The sequence below is a fragment of the Pseudomonas sp. NFACC37-1 genome, assembly GCF_900101575.1.
Taxonomy (GTDB): Bacteria; Pseudomonadota; Gammaproteobacteria; order Pseudomonadales; family Pseudomonadaceae; genus Aquipseudomonas; species Aquipseudomonas fluorescens_AA.
In genome coordinates this window covers 42,617-62,461 of record NZ_FMUZ01000030.1, presented here as the reverse complement: position 1 = coordinate 62,461, position 19,845 = coordinate 42,617, and the positions used below count along the sequence as shown (strand labels likewise).

The window sequence follows — 19,845 nt, the reverse complement described above, 5'->3', positions numbered from 1 at the left end:
ATGAACATCGCATTTATCGGTCTGGGCAACATGGGCGCGCCCATGGCGCGCAACCTGCTCAAGGCCGGCCATTCGCTGAACCTGTTCGACCTGAACCAGACGGTGCTGGCCGAGCTGGCGGCATTGGGCGGCACGATCAGCGCCTCGCCTCGCGACGCGGCCCAGGGCGCCGGGCTGGTGATCACCATGCTGCCGGCCGCCGCCCATGTGCGTAGCGTCTGGCTGGGTGAGGACGGTGTGCTGGCCGGTATCGCCGCTGGCACGCCAGCAGTGGATTGCAGCACCATCGATCCACAGACCGCTCGCGACGTGGCGGCTGCCGCTGCGAAACAAGGAGTGGCGATGGCCGATGCGCCCGTCTCTGGCGGCACCGGCGGTGCGGCGGCGGGCACGTTGACCTTCATGGTCGGCGCCACGGCTGAGTTGTTTGCCACCTTGCAACCGGTGTTGGCGCAGATGGGCCGTAACATCGTGCACTGTGGCGAAGTCGGCACCGGGCAGATCGCCAAGATCTGCAACAACCTGCTGCTGGGCATTTCCATGGTGGGCGTCAGCGAGGCCATGGCGCTGGGCGATGCCTTGGGGATCGACACCCAGGTGCTGGCCGGGATCATCAACAGCTCGACGGGGCGTTGCTGGAGTTCGGACACCTATAACCCGTGGCCGGGCGTGATCGAAACGGCGCCGGCGTCCCGTGGCTACACGGGTGGCTTTGGCGCCGACCTGATGCTCAAGGACCTTGGCCTGGCGACCGAAGCCGCGCGGCAGGCCCATCAGCCGGTGGTGCTGGGGGCGGTGGCGCAGCAGTTGTACCAGGCGATGAGCCAGCGGGGCGAGGGCGGCAAGGATTTTTCGGCGATTGTTAACAGCTATCGCAAGCCGCAATAAGCGTGCACTGGGCGAGGGAGCGAGCTTCCTCGCCACAGCGTCTCATGTTCAAGGTCGCCCCGCTGGCTGGGAAATAAGCTGACTGGGCGATATTTGCCGTGAAGCTGTAATAAACGATATTTACTATGACATTGTCTTGAGTGTCCTTAGTTTCATATATATGAAACGTTGCGAGTGATAACGAGTTGTTATAGTTGTGGAGCCTTGACAGACAAAAAACGTTGCACAATACTCGGCGCTCAGGACGAGCAATCATTATCAAGGAGCGATACCCATGCCTTCGCAGGATACGTGCGTACTTATATCTGCTGCCCTAAAAAAGTTGGCGCTCAATCAAGAATGTCGTGACGCCTTCAGCAAAGACTCGTTGTTCTTCAAGTTATTCGAGCAAGCGGCCCACCGCTATATCGTCTCTTCCGATCGAGAAGAGCTCGCTGGAAAACTCCAATTACTCCACGACAAAGGCTATCGACTCGGCGTTGAGTATGTCGGCGAGGAGAACCATGATCCGCGCGTGGTGCAGGCCTTCGTCGATGAATATCTGAAGTCTATCCAGACGTTCGCCAAGGCCGGACTAACACCGCAATTGGGGTTTGATCTAAGTGCCGTGGGCATGCTCATTTCCCAGGAAACGGCCTATCGCAACGCCGCCACTATCCTGTCTGCTGCCGCAGAACATAATATTTCCGTGATGATTAGCATGGAGCATTCTTCGGCGGTCGATAAGATCCTCGAAGTATATTCCCAGTTGGCGCCCGATCATTCCAATATTGGTCTAACAGTACAGGCACACTTGCATAGAACGCTTGATGATTTACCCGCAATCATTGGGTATGGTCGTAAGATTCGATTGGTTAAAGGTGTATATAACGAAGCGCGTGAAATAGCCCTCCCCCGTGGCACAGAACTGGATGAGCGCTATTTGACGTTACTCGCCGAACTTCTCGAGGCCAACATCGCGGTCAGTTGCGCAACGCAGGACCCCAACCTGATCAAGCGCATTTTCGAGCAGGGTTACCACTCGCAGATCCAGGAACTGGAAATGCTCCACGGTGTGCAACCCGAGACGTTGCGTAAAGCCAAGGAGGCAGGGCTGGCCTGTCGTATCGCGGCGGTTTATGGCGACAGCTGGTACCTGCATTTTCTGCATCGACTCGCCGAGTCGCCTGAAAACGTCCTGGAGTCCCTCGCTGACTTCTACGATCCCTCTCGCATCGTCTTTGGCGCAGGGTACTAACGGAGCAATTTATGTTTATCGATCTGAGAAGCGACACGGTAACCAAGCCAACGGAAGGCATGCGCAAGGCGATTTATCAAGCTGAAGTGGGTGATGACTGTTTCGGTGAAGACCCGACAGTTCGTGCGCTGGAGGAGTACTGCGCCAATTACTTCCAGAAGGAAGCGGCGCTGTTCACCTCTGGTGGTACGTTGAGCAATCAGTTGGCGATCAAGGCACTGACGAATCCGGGCGACGAGATATTCCTGGACGCTTCGTACCACATCAATTTCTATGAGTCGGCCTCGACCTCGGCTTTTTCAGGGGTCAATTTTTCGCTGACCAACCACGACAACGGCCTGTTCGATGTCGGTGACCTGGAAAAACTCCACGCCTCCAAATGCCGCTGGAGCCAGAACTATGCCTTGCCGCGGGTGGTGGTGATTGAAAACACCCTCGGCTGCAAGGGCGGGGACATCTTTCCGCTGCAACAAATGAACAATGTCTTCGCTTATGCCAAGGATATCGGTGCCTATCGTTATCTCGATGGCGCGCGCATTCTCCACGCGTCGATTGCCTCCGGCATCGATGTGACTTCATACACCGACAATGCTGATCTGTTGTCCATGTGCCTGTCGAAGGGATTGGGTGCGCCGATCGGTTCGATCATGGTGGGTTCGCAAGAACTGATACTGCGCGCTAAAAAATACCGCAAATGGTTCGGGGGGGATTTGCACCAGGCCGGCATGATGGCGGCGGCCGGGCTTTATGCGATGCAAAACCACATCGAGCGGTTGGCCGACGACCATGAGCACGCAGCCTTGCTGCACCAGTTGCTCAATGACATCGACGAGGCGCCTGCGCGCTACAAGGGCACGAACATGGTCACCCTGGACATTGCCGCACTGGGTATCGCGCCGGTGCAGTTCGCCGCTCTTCTGCGTCAGAAAGGGGTAGGGGGCTTGCCTTATAACGCCAGGGAAATGCGCTTCATGCCGCATCTCAACATCAGCCGCGACGATATTCATAAAGCCGCCGGGATTATCAAGGCTACCGTCCGCGAGCTCAGCCGTGCGCCGGAGACGATCAAGTGATCTATAAGAAAAACATTGTGCTGATCGTGGATGCCTATTCGATTGGCAGCCTCATCGCGCCCGCTTTTATTTCCCGTGGATTCGAATGCGTGCACGTGCGATCCACCGCCAATGTCAACGCCTTCTACAAGCCCTGGTTCCGTCCGGCCGACTTTATCCAGGACGTTCTCTACCACTCTGACGCCGAGCTGCAGCAGGCATTGTCCGATTATTCGGTGCAGTTCGTGCTGGCCGGCTGCGAGTTTGGCGTGGAGCTGGCCGCGCACCTGGCGGGCCTGTTCGATATCCCTCGCCGCAATGATCCGGCGCATGCCGTTCGCTGGCGCGACAAGTTCGAAATGCATGAAGCCTTGCAGAGGGCGGGTGTGCGCTCGATCAAGCATTTCAAGTCGGATTCGCTGGCAGCGATTCTGGAGTGGGTAAAAGAACAACGCATCCTGCCGGTGGTGTTGAAGCCGATCAAAAGTGCCGGATCCGACAACATTCATATCTGTACGCAGGAAAGCGAAGTCGAACAGGCCTTCGAGGTTATCAAGTCGAGCCAGAACCTGTTCCTTGAAAGCAACGAGGAAATCCTGGTCCAGCAGTATCTGGACAATTCGGATTTCAACTCGGAGTTGTCGGCGAGCAAATCCACGGACGTGGACATCGAATACTGCGTCAATACCGTGAGTGTCGACGGCCAGCACTATGTCAGCGAAATCATCCGGGTGTACCGCACTCGGATTGGCGATTCGCCCGTGCACGACTACAACCAGCTGATGTGCCCGGTGGACAATGCCGACGTCTACCGTCGCCTGTCGCAATACATTTTTTCCGTGCTCGATGCTCTGGGTATCCAGCAGGGCGTCGGTCACAGCGAACTGATGATTGTCGACGACGAACCGGTGTTGCTTGAAACCGCGGCACGCATGCCGGGCGGTATCGACCTGTCGGCCTATACCCGGGCCTTGGGGCATAACCAGTTGAGCCTGTGGATCGATTCGTTGATCAACCCCCAGGCTTTTCTCGATTACCGGCAACGCCCGAGAAACAAGCTCTATTTCCATTCCAGCTGTGTGTTCCTGATCGCTCGACAGGCCGGGGCAATCAAGCGCGCGCCAGACCTCGCCCGGTGGAAAGCGATCCCCGGCGTACACAGCATCAAGATCCAGGACGAAGGGGCGCTCAAGGAAACCGTTTCCCTGGAAAACTGCCCGGGGCACGTGTTCATTCTCGACCGCGACCGTGCAGCCATCCAGAAGAGCATCGAGTTGCTGCGCGAGGACGAACCCGGCGTGTACAGGGAAATGTTGTCATGAAAGACGTGTCGGGAGAGCTGGCGGTGCAGGGCGGATTCAAGGTGTATACCCGGCCCGTGGTTCTGCTGCTGTCGGCGACGTTCATCCTGACCGTTGCCCGGGCCCTGGCCTTGCCTTATCTGGTGGTTTATTTCTCCCAAGCCTTTGGCCTGGGGGTTACCGATATCGGTCTTGTGGTGGGCGGCGCGTTGATCGTCAGCTCCATCCTGGGTGTCTACGGCGGTTTTCTGGTGGACCGGTTTTCCAACTACCGGATCCTGCTCGGTGCCGCCACGCTGTTTGCCCTGGCGTTTGCCGTGGCTTATCAGGTGGCCAGCCTGGTGCCGTTCATCATCGCTATCGTGGTGGTCAACCTCGCCTATGCGGTGATCGACATCGCGGTGAAATCAGGCATAGGTCTCCTGGTGACGGTGGACAAGCGGGCGAGCGTGTTTTCCATGAAGTACACGCTGACCAACGTCGGTTACGCCATCGGTCCTTTCCTGGGTGTGCTGTGCGCGAAAATCAGTCCCGGCCTGCCGTTTGCGGTCTCGGCCTTGATCGGGGTGGCTTTTGTCGTGTTGTACAGCGGGATGGGGGCGCGGCTTCCTCGTGGAGAAGGCGTAGAGCGGCCAAATCATGATTTTGCCCGCGTGCTGGTCCATTTGGTGCGTAACTACAAGCTGGTGTGTTTTACGATCGGGGGCGTTCTCAGTGCTGTCGTGTTCGGTCAGTTCACGGCCTATTTGTCGCAATACCTGATCGTGACCAGCACGCCGGAGAACACCTACAAGATCATCAACTACCTGGTCACCACCAATGCTTGCGTGGTGATTGGTTTGCAATACCTGGTCGGCTCCAGGATCAACCAGAACAATCTGTTCCGGATGCTGATGCTGGGCATGTTGTTTTTCGTGGTTGGCCTGATGGGGTTTTGTTACGCACAGACTCCGCTGGCCTGGGTATTGGCCATGATCGTTTTTACCGTGGGTGAAATCATCATTATCCCGGTGGAATACCTGTTCATCGATTACATCGCCCCGGAGGATATGCGCGGCGTGTACTACGGTGCGCAAAACCTGTCCAACCTGGGGGCCGCGCTGGGGCCGGTGCTATGCGGAGTTGCCCTGTCGCTCTTTGCACCTTGGGCGGTGTTCTACCTGTTATCCATGTGCGTGGTCGTGGCCAGTCTGTTTTATTTCCTGGGTTCAAGGCGTGAGAGGTGATTGATGATTCACTTCAATACGGCGGGTTCGGGGCTTATGTCTGCCGAGACGCTGAAGCTGATGCAACGTTATCTGCAGGACGAGTTCGAGGCGGGGGCTTATGAAACCGAACTGAATTACGCTCCTGTGCTGGACGTTGAGGTCTATGAAAACATTGCCCGGTTGCTGGACACCGATGCGCGTAACGTGGCGCTTTTCGATGGGGCGACCAAGGCGTGGGTGACTGCGCTGGAGGCATTGACCTGGTCCGAAGGCGCGCGCGTTCTGGTCACGCCCTACGAATACGCGGGCAACCTGATCGCACTTGCAACATTGCAGCGCCTGCATGGGGTGGTGGTTGAAGTGATGCCGCTGCTGGCCGATGGCAACCTCGACCTGCAATGGCTGGCCCGGCACATGAGCGCCGAGGTCAAGTTGGTCTCGATCGTCCATGTCCCTTCGTGCTGCGGCATCGTGAATGACATCGAGGCGGTGGGCGATATCCTGCGCGACCACTCGGCCTGGTACTTTGTCGATGCCTGTCAATCGGCGGGCATGCTGGCGCTGGACGTGCGCGCCGCCGGCTGCGATGTGTTGACGGCTGCCGGTAGAAAGTTCCTGTGTGGGCCAAGGGGAACAGGGTTTGCCTACCTGTCCGAGCGCTTCCTGGCCACCGCGAAGCCTCGTTTCACTGACCTGGGCCGGGCCACGGTCGATGTCCGCGGCGCCGTCACGCGAGGGCTGGGAGATGCCCGCTGTTTTGAATATGCCGAGCGCAACAACGCGGCCGTAGTGGGCTTGAACCAGGCGATCAAAGAGCGCTTGTCGAGCGCCTACGGGGCGGAGTCCGAGCTCTATCACGAATTGCTCCGGCGTCTGGCAGAGACCCCCGGCGTCAACTTGATTGCTCCGGGCACTCACCGTCAGGGCATCATCGCTTTCACCCATGAGCGTTGTTCGGCGACAGAACTCGTCAGTTATCTGCGCGCCCGAGGTATCAACGCTTGGCCGGGATATGCATCCCATACGCCGTACTTCATGTTGGCGCAGGGGCATGAGCGTTTTGTGCGCGTTTCCATCAATGGGAGGAACAACGCTCAAGACGTGGATGAGTTCATCGCGTTGCTGTCCGAGTTGTAAATGATCAATGAGGCAACCAATAGCCTGTAAATAAAAAGTCTATGTCGTGCGGTTTGTCGCAATGGAATGTGCGTGGTGTGCCTGACAAGTGACCGTCTGCGGCAGTGGAACTGCACTAATTGTTTTGACTGGGGAACCATTAAGGCTGCGCAGGCGTTTCGCGCCTGTATTCATCACTTCGAGTTACGAAAGGGAATTCCGATGAACGATGTGAACAGGTTCAATCCTTCTGCTGCACTCAGGCTGCGTCTGCGGCCTTTGTACAAAAAAGACAATTGGCACTGGCTGATTGCCTTGGGTGCGGATCTTCTGGTCATTGCCTCGGCGATATTTCTAGCCAATCGCTATAACGTGCTTTATCCGCTGGCACTGTTGTTCATTGGCTCTCGGCAGCGGGCACTTGCCTCGCTTTTGCACGAAGCGGCGCATATGACGTTGGCTCAAAGCAAGGCGCTTAACAAATGGGTCGGTGAGTATTTGTTGGCCTACCCCATCTTCCAGGACTATGAAGCCTATCGTCGATCCCATGTGCAGATGCACCATCACCATCTGGGCGACAAGCTGAAGGATCCCGACCATCGTTTCTATATCGAGTCGGGTTTGTACGAGGCTCAGGACCGTCTGGACTTCCTGTTCCGTCATTTGTTCAGGAGCGTGACGCTGGTCAACACCTACAAGTACTTCCTTTATCTGGTCAAGAACCGGGCGGGGGACATCCTGGCCAATCCGTTACAGGGCTTGAAACTTCTGGCGGTTCATGGCGCCATGTTGTTGCTCTTCAATTACTTTGTCGGCCCGTGGGCTTATGTCCTGTTCTGGTTGGTTCCTTACTTCACGGTGTTCCAGGTGATTGGCTGGCTCTCCGAGATTTCCGAGCACTTCGGCATGTTCGGGGTGTACAAGGATGAGGTGCAGTTGACGCGCAATCGTTTTCCCACGCCGGTCGAGCGGTTGTTTATCGGCATGCATGGCGATAACTATCATCTGACGCACCACCTGTTTGCCGGCGTGCCGTTCTGGAACCTGAAGCAGGCGCACCAGATATTGATGGAGGATGAAAGTTATGCAGCGGCCAATCGGGGGTGTGGCGGCATTTTCACTGCGAAAGGCGATGCCCGATCAAGCCTGCATCAGATATTCGAGGCGTATCGCAGCGGTAAAATCAGCACCGTCGACGTGACGGCATAACGGGCGATCATGCTGCGCTGTGCTCCAGGCGCGCCTTTGAGCACAGCGTATCGGTCAAGCGCGTTCGTCAGGCGAAGACGAAATATTTGCGCACGGTCTCGACCACTTCCCACGTGCCTTTCATGCCTGGCTCGATGACGAAGATGTCACCGGCGCGCAGATGGATCGGCTCCAGGCCCTCAGGGGTGATGATGCAGTAGCCTTCCTGGAAATGGCAGTACTCCCACTTCACGTATTCCACATACCACTTGCCGGGTGTGCAGATCCAGGTGCCCATGATCTTGCTGCCGTCTTCGCTGGTGTAGGCGTTGAGGTTGACGGTGTGCGGGTCGCCTTCGAGTTTTTCCCATTTGCAGGCATCGAGTACGGGCAGCGGATGGGTGTCGCGCAGGACGGTGATGGGGGCGGTCATGTGAACTCCGAAAGGGCGGAAGAGAACAGGCACCCTAACGCGTGGCCTGGGCGGATAGATGCCTGTGGTCGACATCGAGCTATCCAGAAGCGCGCATCAATCGGCCAGATGTCGAGCCAGGGCGCTGGTGTAGGCCGGCAAACCGTCGAAGTTGCGGGCGCACAGCAGCAGCGTCCGGTGGGTCCAGGCCTCTTGCAGCGGGACGCAGTGATACGAAGGCTCGGGTGGGCGCCGGTCGATGGCCGCCTTCGGCACGATGGCAATGCCTGCACCATGGGCCACCATGCGAATCATGCCGTCGAAACCATCGGCGCGAATGCGGATTAGCATGCGCGAGCCGATGTGCAGGGCCTGTTCTTCCAAGTGAATCGCCAGGGCACTGGAGGCGTTCAGGCCGACATAGTCGTGGCTGAGGGTCTCGCTGAAACGCACGGCTCGGCCGTCAGCCAGTGGGTGCCCGGTCGGTAGGATCAAGACCAGTGGGTCGTCGCGAAATGGCCAGGCCTGAAGGCCGTGGGTGTCCACCGTGTCGGAAACGATCCCCAGGTCCGCCGCGCCCTGGCGCAGCGCATGGGTGATCCGTGAGCTGGGTAATTCCTGCAGGTCGATGTCGAGGTTGGGATGGGTCTTGAGAAAACCGGCCAGCAGTTCGGGCAGGTACTCGGTCATGGCGCTGGTGTTGCACAACAATCGCACCCGGCCTTTGACGCCCTTGGCGTATTCGGCCAGGTCCTGTTGCAGGCGTTCGGCCTGTTGCAACAGGACTCGGGCGTGCTCGGCCAGGGCCCTGCCAGCCGGCGTTGGGGTTACGCCACGCCGTCCGCGCTCAAGCAGGTCGATGCCCAGGGAAGCTTCCATGGCCCGGACCCGCGCACTGGCCGCGGCCAGGGACAAATGGCTGCGGGCCGCACCGGCGGTGATGTTGCCGGTGTCGAGGATGTTCAGGTAGAGGCGCAGGTCGGTGAGGTCGAAGTGCATGGGCAGGTGATCCCTGTGCCGGGTTTGTCTGGTGTCTGGTACATCGTCATCGCGAGCAAGCTCGCTCCCACAGTTTGAAATGCAATCCCCCTGTGGGAGCGAGCTTGCTCGCGATGGCGTCGGCAGCATCAGCAAATTTACAGCCTCTTGCCAAAAGAGAGGCACCCTCAGTATATGGCAGATTTTCAAGCCAAGTCCCGGGGCGCACGATATCCCCATGAACACACTCATCGCTTTCTATCAAAATCTCGGCCTGGCCCTTTCCCTGCTGGTCATCGCCACCTTTCTGCTGGCCGGCACCATCAAGGGTGTGATCGGCCTGGGGCTGCCGACCATCTCCATGGGTTTGCTCGGGCTGGCTATGGCTCCGGCGCAGGCTGCGGCGTTGCTGATTATCCCGGCGACCTTGACCAATCTCTGGCAGTTGGCGTTCGGCGGTCATCTGCAAGCCTTGATCCGGCGCCTGTGGCCGCTGCTGCTGGCGATTTTCATGGGCACCGGGCTCGGTACGCTGTGGCTCGGTATGACGGGCGGGGCTTGGGTCGTGCGGGCCTTGGGCGGGGCGTTGTTGCTGTATGCGTTGAGCGGGCTGTTGCTGCCAACGCTGCGGGTTGGTTCCGATGCTGAATCGTGGATCGCTCCGCTTTGTGGGCTGCTGACCGGCCTCATCACCTCCGCCACCGGTGTGTTCGTTATTCCGGCGGTGCCCTATCTGCAAGCGCTGGGCTTGAGCAGGGATGAACTGGTGCAAGCCCTGGGCCTGTCATTCACCGTTTCTACTCTGGCCCTGGCCGCCGGCCTGTTGTGGCGCGGCGAACTGGGCGGCGGCGAATTGAGCGCTTCGTTACTGGCGCTGGTACCGGCGCTGCTGGGGATGTGGCTGGGGCAATGGTTGCGCCAGCGGATCAGCGCCGTGTTGTTCAAACGGGCATTTTTCATCGGCCTCGGCGTGCTCGGCGGCCATCTGCTGATCAGCGGCTAGCCGAGGACGGGCTGAGCATGTCGACGCGGCGGATGTCGAAGTCGCGCTCCAGATACTCCATGCGTTGCTCGAAGAATTGCCGCATGTGCGGCAGGTTCGAGTGCACCTCCAGGTGCGCCTGGGAGGCCCAGATCTCATAGAAGATAAACAGCGTTGGATCCTGCTGGTCCCGCAGCATGTGGTATTCGATGCAGCCGGGCTCGGCACGGCTTGGCTCGACGTAGGCGCGAAACAGCGCTTCGAAGGCTTCGGCTTTTTCCGGGCGGGTCTTGGCATGCAGGATGAAACCGTGCAGTTCGCTCATCGAGATGGCTCCTGAAGTAAAAGAGGTGTCGGAGCTTACGGCAACAATCGGACTTCCATTCTTGCGTATAGGTCAAATCAGTTTTGCCGTTGCGGTGCTTATTCCGCGCGAAGCTCGTCGGTACTCTGCCGCCATCATTTTCAACCTTTCCATGCAGCGGCCCTCCAACGGCCCACGCCGTGGAACCCGATGAGGCTCCCCATGAAAAAAGTCCTGTTGCTCAACGGCGGCAAACAATTCGCCCACTCCGACGGTCGCTACAACGCCACCCTCCACGACACGGCGCTCAGCGTGTTGGACCGTGGCGGTTTCGATGTGAAAACCACCTTCATCGACGGTGGCTACGACGTCCAGGAGGAAGTCGCCAAGTTCCTCTGGGCCGACGTGATCATTTACCAGATGCCAGGCTGGTGGATGGGCGCACCGTGGACCGTGAAGAAATACATCGATGAAGTCTTCACCGAAGGCCACGGCAGCCTCTATGCCAGCGACGGTCGGACCCGTTCCGATGCCTCGCAGAAATATGGCAGCGGCGGCCTGATCCAAGACAAGCAGTACATGCTGTCCCTGACCTGGAACGCCCCGCAGCAAGCCTTCGACGATCCGACCGACTTCTTCGAAGCCAAGGGCGTGGACGCGGTGTACTTCCCGTTCCACAAGGCCAATCAGTTCCTCGGCATGACCGGCCTGCCAACCTTCCTGTGCGTGGACGTGATGAAGCGCCCGAACATCGAAGAGGATGTGGCGCGGTATGAGCGGCATTTGATCGAGGTGTTCGGCCTCAAGGCGTGACCTTTTTGCGACGTACCCCGTTACTATCTGTAGGGTCCGGGGCGTGGTGGATCTGTGGCGAGGGGATTTATCCCCGCTCGTCTGCGAAGCAGACGCCGAGGCATGACGACACGATTGCTCAGGTACATCGCGTCGTTGGCTAAGGTCCGCTTCGCGGCCCAGCGGGGATAAATCCCCTCGCCACAAAGATCAATCGACAGGGGGATACGTGAAAGCCAGATCCGACGAGTTGCAGATTTTCGTCTGCGTGATCGAGTGCGGATCGATCTCCGCCGCCGCCGAACAGGTCGGGCAGACGCCATCGGCGGTCAGCCGCACGCTGTCGCGGTTGGAGGCCAAGCTCGACATCACGCTGATCAACCGCACCACGCGGCGCATGGACCTGACCGAGGAGGGCAAGTATTTCTTCGAACAGGCCAAAGGCATCCTCGACCAGATGGATGAACTGGAAGAACGCCTGTCGTCCCGCCAGAAAAATCCCGCGGGACGCTTGCGGATCAACGCGGCCTCGCCGTTCATGCTGCACGCCATCGTCCCGCACATTGACGAGTTCCGCAGGCTTTACCCGGACATCCAACTCGAACTCAACAGCAACGACCTGATCATCGACCTGCTGGAGCAAAGCACCGACATCGCCATCCGCATCGGCACCCTCATCGACTCGACGCTCCACGCCCGCGCCCTGGGCTGCAGCCCGTTGCACATCCTCGCCAGCCCGGCCTATCTGAAGCGGCACGGCACACCCACAAGTGTCGCCGAACTGGCGGAGCACGCGTTGCTGGGGTTTGCCCAGAACGAGGGACTCAATCAATGGCCGCTGCGCCACCGGCACGGTGATCGCTGGCCGATCCAGGCCGCCATCAGCGCGTCCAGCGGCGAGACCGTGCGGCACCTGGCGCTGCAAGGGCAGGGCATTGCCTGCCTGTCAGACTTCATGACCCGCGAAGACATCCAGGCCGGTCGGCTGAAGGTGCTGCTGGCCGATGCCAACAGCGGATACCGCCAGCCGATCAATGCGGTGTACTACCGCAACTCGCAACTGGCCCTGCGGATCCAGTGCTTCCTGGACTTCATCCAGGGCAAGCTCGCCGACTACGCCGCGCGGGATTTCAAGGGCTGATTCGTGACTTCAAGGCAAGAGTGATTTGGGCAATGTGGACTGTTTCGGCAAGGACCGGTCCTCGATACTCGTCCCATCACTCAGGTTGCCAAGGAGTTTCCCATGAACGTATTCATCACCGGCGCTGCCGGTTTTATCGGCGGTTCCATCGCTTCCGGCCTGGTACGCGCCGGGCATCAGGTTCGCGGTCTGGTGCGCAGTGCCGAACAGGCGAGCGAACTCACTGCGCTGGGCATCGAGCCGGTCATCGGCACCCTTGAGGACAGCGCGCTGCTCACCGAACAGGCCCGTGCCGCCGACGCTGTGATCAACGCCGCCAGCAGCGATCATCGGGGTGCGGTCGAAGCCCTGATCAAGGGGCTCGAAGGCTCGAACAAAGTGCTGCTGCACACCAGCGGTTCGAGCATTGTCGGCGATGCTTCCGGTGGTCGTCACAGCGATGACATCTACCGGGAAGGCCATCTGCCGCCACCCACTGTCGACAAAGCGGCCCGTGTCGCCATCGACAATCTTGTCCTGGACGCCGCCCAGCAAGGCGTGAACTCGGCGGTGATCTGCAACACCTTGATCTACGGCCACAGCCTGGGGGTCAAGCGTGACAGTGTGCAGTTGCCACGGCTGCTCAAGCAGGCGCGTAAAAGTGGGGTGGTGCGGCATGTGGGACCGGGGCAGAACATCTGGTCCAATGTGCACATCGAAGACGTGGTCGAGCTGTACAAACTGGCCCTGACCCGTAACGTACCCGGCACGTTCTATTTCGTTGAGAGCGGCGAGGCCTCGTTCATCGACATGACCACTGCCATGGCCCGAGCGCTGAAGCTGGGCGCGCCGCAAGATTGGCCGCTGGCCGAAGCCGAGGCCGAATGGGGCTACGAAATGGCCAACTATGGCTTGGGTTCCAACAGCCGTGTGCGAGGCACGAACGCCCGTGAGCTGCTGGGCTGGACGCCGAAGCGGACGTCGGTGGTGGAGTGGATTCTTGATGGGATGGTGTGAGTACCCTCAAAGCCATCCGTAAAACATAAGACCTGTGGGAGCGGGCTTGCTCGCGAAGGCGGTGTGTCAGTCGATACAAAGACTGCCTGACATGCCGCTTTCGCGAGCAAGCCCGCTCCCACAAGGTCACATGCGGACCTGATACTTTTCAGTCGTGCTGCACGCCCGCGCGCTTGAGCATTTGCTTGCAACGCTCGGACAGGTGAAACACCCGCAGGTGCTTGCCCGCTTTGCTGTAGCGCTCGCGCAGGGTCTTGAGTGCGGCGACGGCCGAGTAGTCGACGAAGCGCAAGTGACGGCAATCGAGGGTCACCAGGGCCGGGTCGTTGGCCGGGTCGAACTGGTTGAGGAACGGCGTCGACGAGGCGAAGAACAGCGTGCCGTGCAAGCGATAAAGCTTGCTGCCGTCGGCCTCCTCGTGGGTGTCGGCGTACAGCTCCCGGGCTTGTTGCCAGGCGAAGTTGAGCGCGGCGATGATGATCCCGCAGAGCACGGCCACGGCCAGGTCGGTGAACACCGTGATCACCGTCACCGCGATGATGACCAGCACATCGTTGGCCGGCACTTTGTTGACCACCCGCAACGAGGCCCAGGCGAATGTCTGCTGGGACACCACGAACATCACCCCCACCAGTGCCGCCAGCGGGATGCGCTCGATCAGCGGCGACAGGAACAACACGAACAGCAACACCATCACTCCGGCCACCACGCCCGATAACCGTCCGCGTCCGCCCGAGCTGAGGTTGATCATCGTCTGGCCGATCATGGCGCAACCGCCCATGCCGCCGAGCAAGCCGGAGGCCATGTTGGCCGCGCCCAACGCCACGCACTCACGGTCCGGATAACCGCGGCTCTCGGTGATTTCATCGGTCAGGTTCAAGGTCAGCAGGGTTTCCAGCAAGCCGACCATCGCCATGATCACCGCATAGGGTGCGACGATTTGCAGGGTCTGCAGGTTCCAGGGAATGTCCGGCAGGGCAAAGGTCGGCAAGCCGCCAGCGATGTGAGCCATGTCGCCCAGCGTTCGGGTCGGCAGGCCGAGCAGGTCCACCGCCAGGCCAACACCGAGGATGGCCACCAGCGCCGGCGGCACGCTGCGGGTCAGGCGCGGCAGCAGGTAGACGATGGCCATGGTCAGCGCCACCAGGCCGGCCATCAGGTACAGCGGCGGGCCGCTCAGCCAAGCCTCGCCATTCTTGAAGTGTTCCAGTTGGGCCAGGGCAATGACGATCGCCAGGCCGTTGACGAAGCCGAGCATCACCGGGTGCGGCACCATGCGCACCAGTTTGCCCAGGCGCAACAACCCGAACGCCATCATGATCAGCCCGCCCAGCAGCACGGTCGCCAACAGGTACTGCACGCCGTGCTGCACCACCAGCGCGATGATCACCACCGCCATGGACCCCGCCGCCCCCGACACCATCCCGGGGCGACCGCCGAACAACGCGGTCAGCGTGCAGAGGATGAACGCACCGTACAACCCCATCAGCGGGTTGAGGTGGGCCACCAGGGCGAAGGCGATGCACTCGGGGAGCAAGGCGAAAGAGGTGGTGAGGCCGGCGAGGGTGTCGGCGCGAAGACGGGCTGATTTCATGATTTACCTGACTGGGCGCCGTTGGAGCGTCGGCTGCCGGGGAGTGGTGCAAAAACAGGTGCGGATGGTACGGAATTGAGTGCGGGGCGGCCAGCCGTCTGTGGTGAGGGGATAAATCCCCTCGGGCTGCACCGTAGCCCTAAGGCATTAGGCTCAATCTTGCTGGCACACGAGTTGCCTGGTTTGGGGCTGCTGCGCAGCCCAACGGGGATAAATCCCCTCGCCACAAGAGAATGGTGGTGCATGAAAGTCCGGCGCGGGATTTTCATAGCGGCTGCATCGCGATGTCCGTCAGCGACATTTCTTGCCTGTGGGCGAAAATTACTTTCAGTGGGTTTGAAGATTCCTCGTCGAAATGATTTATGAGTTTCACAACACATCGACGTGACCCCATTCGAGGAGTAACGCATGGCCCCTGCTTTCGGTTATTGGCTACTGGTCTACGCGGCCATCGCCATCATTGCGCTGATCGTTCTGATCGCCCGTTATCGGCTCAATCCGTTCATCGTGATTACTCTGGTCTCCATTGGCCTGGCATTGCTGGCCGGGATGCCGCCGTCGGGTGTGGTGGGGGCGTACGAGGCGGGTGTCGGCAAGACGCTGGGGCACATTGCGCTGGTGGTGGCCTTGGGCACGATGCTCGGCAAGATGATGGCCGAGTCCGGCGGGGCGGAGCGGATGGCGCAGACGCTGATCGAACGCTTCGGCGAGCGCAACGCCCACTGGGCGATGGTGTGCATTGCCTTCCTGGTGGGCTTGCCGTTGTTCTTCGAAGTCGGCTTTGTGCTGCTGGTGCCCATCGCCTTCACCATCGCCCGGAGGGTGGGCGTGTCGATCCTGATGGTGGGGCTGCCGATGGTCGCCGGGCTTTCGGTGGTCCATGCCCTGGTGCCGCCCCATCCGGCAGCGATGCTGGCAGTGCAGGCGTTCCAGGCCTCGGTGGGCCAGACCTTGCTGTACGCGATCCTGATCGGCATTCCCACCGCGATCATCGCCGGCCCGCTGTACGCCAAATTCATCGTGCCGCGCATCCAACTACCGGCCGAGAACCCGCTGGAGCGACAATTCCTCGACCGCGAGCCGCGCGCCAGGCTGCCGGGTTTCGGCGTGACCCTGGGGACCATTCTGCTGCCGGTGATCCTGATGTTGATCGGCGGCTGGGCCAACCTGATCTCCACGCCGGGCAGCGGTTTCAACCAGTTCCTGCTGTTCATCGGCAACTCGGTGATCGCCTTGTTGCTGGCGACCATCCTGAGCTTCTGGACCCTCGGCCTGGCCCAGGGCTTCAACCGTGAATCGATCCTCAAGTTCACCAACGAGTGCCTGGCGCCGACCGCCAGCATCACCTTGCTGGTGGGTGCCGGCGGTGGTTTGAACCGGATCCTGGTGGACGCCGGGGTCACGCAACAGATTGTCGGCCTGGCCCAGGAGTTCCAGTTGTCACCGCTGGTGATGGGTTGGCTGTTCGCCGCACTGATGCGCGTTGCCACCGGATCGGCCACGGTGGCGATGACCACGGCCTCGGGCATCGTCGCGCCCGTGGCGATTGGCCTGGGTTATCCCCATCCCGAGCTGCTGGTGCTGGCGACTGGGGCCGGGTCGGTTATCTTTTCCCACGTCAACGACGGCGGTTTCTGGCTGATCAAGGAATACTTCAATATGACCGTCACGCAAACCTTCAAGACCTGGACGGTGCTCGAAACGCTGATTTCCGTGGTCGCGTTCGCCTTGACCCTCGGGCTTTCGCGCTTGCTTTGAGCGCAACGCACCCCAACAGGAGCCGCCATGGACATTCTCTACCAGATCCGTTCCCGCCAGGACTCCTTCAGCGCCGGCGAAGGAAGAATCGCCCGGCTGATGCTCGAAGACGTCGGCTTCGCCGCTTCCGCCAGCCTCGATGAACTGGCCCAACGGGCGGAAGTCAGCAGCGCTACCCTGTCGCGCTTCGCCCGTACCGTCGGGTGCCGCGATCTGCGCGACCTGCGCCTGCAACTGGCCCAGGCCAGCGGTGTCGGCAGCCGTTTCCTCGACCCCGCCGGGGCGCCGGAGCAATCGGCGTTTTATGGACAGATCGTCGGCGATATCGAAGCGACTCTGCGCCAGCATCTGTCGGCATTCGAAGAGTCGCGGTTCGGCGATGCCGTGCGGATGATCGGCAAGGCACGGATGATCCATGCGTTCGGCCTCGGTGGCTGGTCGGCGCTGTGCGGCGAGGAGTTGCAGGTGCGGCTGGTGCGTTTCGGCTACCCGATTGCCGCCTGTCGCGACCCGGTGATGATGCGCATCACTGCCACTTCGCTGAGCGACCAGCATCTGGTCATCGCCTGTTCACTGACCGGTATCACGCCGGAGCTGTTGAGTGCCGTTGAATTGGCCCGCAGCTACGGCGCGGCGATCCTGGCCGTCACCCGCGCCGACTCGCCACTGGCTCAACTGGCCGACTGCGTGCTGCCCCTGCAAGGCGCCGAAACCTCGTTCATCTACAAACCCACGGCGGCGCGCTACGGCATGCTGCTGGCCATCGACGTGCTCGCCACCGAGCTGGCGCTGGCCCATCCCGAAGACAATCAAGAGCGCCTGCGGCGAGTCAAACTCGCCCTGGACGATTACCGCGGCGGCGACGATCACTTGCCGCTGGGAGACTGACATGCTGTACGACACGCTTATCCGCAATGCGCTGGTCATCGACGGCAGCGACAGCCCCGGTTACCACGCCGACGTCGGCATTCGCGCCGAGCGCATCGAACGCATCGGCGACCTGGGCGATGCCCGGGCGCTTGAAGACATCGACGCCGCCGGCCGTGTGCTGGCGCCGGGGTTCATCGATGTGCACACCCATGACGACACCGTGGTGATTCGCCAACCGCAGATGCTGCCCAAGCTCAGCCAGGGCGTGACCACGGTGATCGTCGGCAACTGCGGTATCAGCGCTTCGCCGGTGAGCCTGCGGGGCGATCCGCCGGACCCGATGAACCTGCTCGGCACGGCCCAGGCCTTCGCCTACCCACGCTTCGGGGATTATCGGGGGGCGGTAGAGGCGGCGAAACCGGCGGTCAATGTGGCCGCGTTGGTCGGGCATACGGCGTTGCGCAGCAATCACATGGATGATTTGTTGCGCACTGCCTCGCTGGGAGAAATCACTGCCATGCGTCGGCAATTGCGTGAAAGCCTGGAGGCCGGTGCACTGGGTTTGTCCACCGGCCTGGCCTATGCCAACGCATTTTCGGCGTCCACCGACGAAGTCATGCAATTGACCGAAGAGTTGAAGGCCTTTGGCGCGGTCTACACCACCCACCTGCGCAGCGAGTTCGAGCCGGTGCTCGAGGCCATGGACGAGGCGTTCCAGATCGGCCGTCATGCGCAGAGCCCGGTGATCATTTCCCACCTCAAGTGTGCCGGGGCCGGTAACTGGGGACGCAGCCCGCAGGTACTCGCGGCCTTGGAGAACGCGGCGAAAACCCATCCGGTCGGTTGCGACTGCTATCCCTACGCGGCCAGTTCCTCGACCCTGGATCTCAAGCAAGTGACCGATGCCCATCGCATCACCATCACCTGGTCGACACCCCACCCGTCAATGGGCGGGCGCGAGCTGACCGACATCGCCAGCGACTGGGAGGTGTCGCTGTTGGAGGCGGCGCGGCGCCTGCAACCGGCCGGTGCGGTGTACTACGGCATGGATGAGGGCGACGTCCGCCGAATCCTCGCCCATCCGCTGTCCATGGTCGGCTCCGACGGATTGCCCGAAGACCCGTTTCCCCATCCGCGCTTGTGGGGCGCATTCCCACGAGTGCTGGGCCATTTCAGTCGTGACGTCGGGCTGTTTGCGTTGCACACCGCCGTGCACAAGATGACCGGTCTGTCGGCGGCGCGCTTCGGCTTGAAGGACCGTGGTGAAATCCGTGAAGGCCATTGGGCGGACCTGGTGCTGTTCAACCCACACACCATTCGCGACGTAGCCGATTTCAACCAGCCGCAACGGGCTGCCGAAGGGATTGATGGCGTTTGGGTCAATGGTGTCTTGAGCTACCACGAAGGGCAGGCAAACGGGCGCCGGGAAGGGCGATTTCTGGCGCGGGAGGGCGATCTGCGCCAGGGGTTTGGTCCAGCGAATGGCGTGTAAGCGGCTGATGTTGGGTAAATTGGCGTCACAATAATGGCACTGCGACACTAAAGAAGCCGGACCCAAGGCCGAAGCATTGGGGTCAACCCACTAAACTGGGTCTTTTCAGCCAGGGAGCAACCCATGAGCTTCGGTAAAACCACCCCGATCCTGCGGATCTTCGATGAAACCAAGGCGTTGGCGTTTTATGTCGACTTCCTGGGCTTTACCGTCGACTGGCAACATCGCTTCGGTGATAACTTCCCGTTGTACTTGCAGGTCTCCCGTGGCGACTGCGTGTTGCACCTGAGCGAGCACCATGGCGATTGCACGCCGGGCTCGGCCCTGCGGATCGAGACCGATGAGCTGGAAGCGTTCCAACAGCAATTGCAGGACAAGGCGCATCGCTACGCCCACCCCCAGATCCAGGCCATGCCCTGGGGGAGCCAGGACATGACGGTGGTCGATCCGTTTGGGAACCGGTTGGTGTTTACCAATGCGATCACTGTCTGAGAGGCGCCCCCGCTCGGATCCCCCAGGCCTGGCAGGATCCGAGC

The 19,845-nt window shown here is 60.5% G+C and carries 19 protein-coding genes; 15 read left to right on the top strand and 4 right to left on the bottom strand.

The features are described 5' to 3' along the window. The 7 genes from mmsB to gntB all read left to right on the top strand — a co-directional run bounded on the left by mmsB (window position 1) and on the right by gntB (window position 8,011). Complete coding sequence (gene mmsB / locus BLP82_RS23915) at window positions 1-888, top strand: 3-hydroxyisobutyrate dehydrogenase (protein ID WP_092173833.1); 888 nt, start codon at window positions 1-3, stop codon at window positions 886-888. Window positions 889-1,162: 274 nt separating this feature from the next. Beyond that, a complete protein-coding gene (locus BLP82_RS23910) occupies window positions 1,163-2,125 on the top strand; it encodes a proline dehydrogenase family protein (protein ID WP_060739291.1) in 963 nt (320 codons plus the stop codon). An 11-nt stretch (window positions 2,126-2,136) separates the two neighbouring features. Next, the gene (locus BLP82_RS23905; RefSeq protein WP_092173830.1) at window positions 2,137-3,198 is read left to right on the top strand and encodes a threonine aldolase family protein; all 1,062 of its coding nucleotides are present in this window, start codon (window positions 2,137-2,139) and stop codon (window positions 3,196-3,198) included. After that, window positions 3,195-4,499, top strand: a complete 1,305-nt coding sequence (locus BLP82_RS23900; protein WP_092173826.1) for a hypothetical protein — start codon at window positions 3,195-3,197, stop codon at window positions 4,497-4,499. Before BLP82_RS23905 ends, BLP82_RS23900 begins: the two co-directional genes overlap by 4 nt. Window positions 4,500-4,522: 23 nt before the next feature. Beyond that, window positions 4,523-5,704: an MFS transporter gene (locus BLP82_RS23895; RefSeq protein ID WP_371914146.1), complete on the top strand. Its 1,182-nt coding sequence runs from the start codon at window positions 4,523-4,525 to the stop codon at window positions 5,702-5,704. Between the two features lie 3 nt (window positions 5,705-5,707). Beyond that, window positions 5,708-6,823, top strand: coding sequence for an aminotransferase class V-fold PLP-dependent enzyme (locus BLP82_RS23890; RefSeq protein ID WP_092173818.1), 1,116 nt, complete (start codon window positions 5,708-5,710; stop codon window positions 6,821-6,823). Between the two features lie 201 nt (window positions 6,824-7,024). Continuing rightward, window positions 7,025-8,011 carry a guanitoxin biosynthesis L-arginine gamma (S) hydroxylase gene (gene gntB / locus BLP82_RS23885; protein WP_092173814.1) on the top strand — a complete coding sequence of 329 codons (987 nt, stop codon included), beginning with the start codon at window positions 7,025-7,027 and terminating at the stop codon, window positions 8,009-8,011. Window positions 8,012-8,078: 67 nt separating this feature from the next. Here the strand turns inward: gntB and BLP82_RS23880 are convergent, their stop codons facing one another. Together BLP82_RS23880 and BLP82_RS23875 are read right to left on the bottom strand one after the other, a co-directional pair. After that, entirely contained in the window at window positions 8,079-8,423 is a 345-nt protein-coding gene (locus BLP82_RS23880; protein WP_060739285.1) for a cupin domain-containing protein, read from the bottom strand. A 96-nt stretch (window positions 8,424-8,519) separates the two neighbouring features. Then, a complete protein-coding gene (locus BLP82_RS23875; RefSeq protein WP_092173811.1) occupies window positions 8,520-9,401 on the bottom strand; it encodes a LysR substrate-binding domain-containing protein in 882 nt (293 codons plus the stop codon). 217 nt (window positions 9,402-9,618) lie between these two features. Here BLP82_RS23875 and BLP82_RS23870 point away from each other — a divergent pair, with 217 nt between their 5' ends. Next, window positions 9,619-10,383, top strand: a complete 765-nt coding sequence (locus BLP82_RS23870; RefSeq protein WP_092173806.1) for a sulfite exporter TauE/SafE family protein — start codon at window positions 9,619-9,621, stop codon at window positions 10,381-10,383. On the opposite strand, the gene BLP82_RS23865 is transcribed toward BLP82_RS23870, so the two are convergent. Beyond that, window positions 10,373-10,687, bottom strand: a complete 315-nt coding sequence (locus tag BLP82_RS23865) for a putative quinol monooxygenase (RefSeq protein ID WP_092173801.1) — start codon at window positions 10,685-10,687, stop codon at window positions 10,373-10,375. The two genes, BLP82_RS23870 and BLP82_RS23865, sit on opposite strands and share 11 nt — an antisense overlap. Window positions 10,688-10,888: 201 nt before the next feature. Here BLP82_RS23865 and BLP82_RS23860 point away from each other — a divergent pair, with 201 nt between their 5' ends. The 3 genes from BLP82_RS23860 to BLP82_RS23850 all read left to right on the top strand — a co-directional run bounded on the left by BLP82_RS23860 (window position 10,889) and on the right by BLP82_RS23850 (window position 13,595). After that, the gene (locus BLP82_RS23860) at window positions 10,889-11,479 is read left to right on the top strand and encodes an NADPH:quinone oxidoreductase MdaB (protein WP_092173797.1); all 591 of its coding nucleotides are present in this window, start codon (window positions 10,889-10,891) and stop codon (window positions 11,477-11,479) included. A gap of 208 nt (window positions 11,480-11,687) precedes the next feature. Continuing rightward, window positions 11,688-12,599, top strand: a complete 912-nt coding sequence (locus tag BLP82_RS23855) for a LysR family transcriptional regulator (RefSeq protein WP_092173794.1) — start codon at window positions 11,688-11,690, stop codon at window positions 12,597-12,599. 102 nt (window positions 12,600-12,701) lie between these two features. Then, on the top strand, window positions 12,702-13,595 hold the full coding sequence (locus BLP82_RS23850) for an NAD-dependent epimerase/dehydratase family protein (RefSeq protein ID WP_092173790.1): 894 nt from the start codon (window positions 12,702-12,704) through the stop codon (window positions 13,593-13,595). A 148-nt stretch (window positions 13,596-13,743) separates the two neighbouring features. On the opposite strand, the gene BLP82_RS23845 is transcribed toward BLP82_RS23850, so the two are convergent. Next, the gene (locus BLP82_RS23845; protein WP_092173787.1) at window positions 13,744-15,189 is read right to left on the bottom strand and encodes a SulP family inorganic anion transporter; all 1,446 of its coding nucleotides are present in this window, start codon (window positions 15,187-15,189) and stop codon (window positions 13,744-13,746) included. 408 nt (window positions 15,190-15,597) lie between these two features. Between BLP82_RS23845 and BLP82_RS23840 the strand changes: the two genes are divergently transcribed. The 4 genes from BLP82_RS23840 to BLP82_RS23825 all read left to right on the top strand — a co-directional run bounded on the left by BLP82_RS23840 (window position 15,598) and on the right by BLP82_RS23825 (window position 19,801). Beyond that, window positions 15,598-16,947, top strand: a complete 1,350-nt coding sequence (locus BLP82_RS23840; protein ID WP_072411012.1) for a GntT/GntP/DsdX family permease — start codon at window positions 15,598-15,600, stop codon at window positions 16,945-16,947. A 27-nt stretch (window positions 16,948-16,974) separates the two neighbouring features. Continuing rightward, window positions 16,975-17,835 (top strand): MurR/RpiR family transcriptional regulator, encoded by an 861-nt coding sequence (locus BLP82_RS23835; RefSeq protein WP_072411014.1) that lies wholly within the window; start codon window positions 16,975-16,977, stop codon window positions 17,833-17,835. Window position 17,836: 1 nt separating this feature from the next. After that, complete coding sequence (locus BLP82_RS23830) at window positions 17,837-19,309, top strand: N-acyl-D-amino-acid deacylase family protein (RefSeq protein WP_092173782.1); 1,473 nt, start codon at window positions 17,837-17,839, stop codon at window positions 19,307-19,309. 123 nt (window positions 19,310-19,432) lie between these two features. Continuing rightward, the gene (locus BLP82_RS23825) at window positions 19,433-19,801 is read left to right on the top strand and encodes a glyoxalase superfamily protein (RefSeq protein ID WP_092173777.1); all 369 of its coding nucleotides are present in this window, start codon (window positions 19,433-19,435) and stop codon (window positions 19,799-19,801) included. Window positions 19,802-19,845 lie beyond the last annotated feature (44 nt).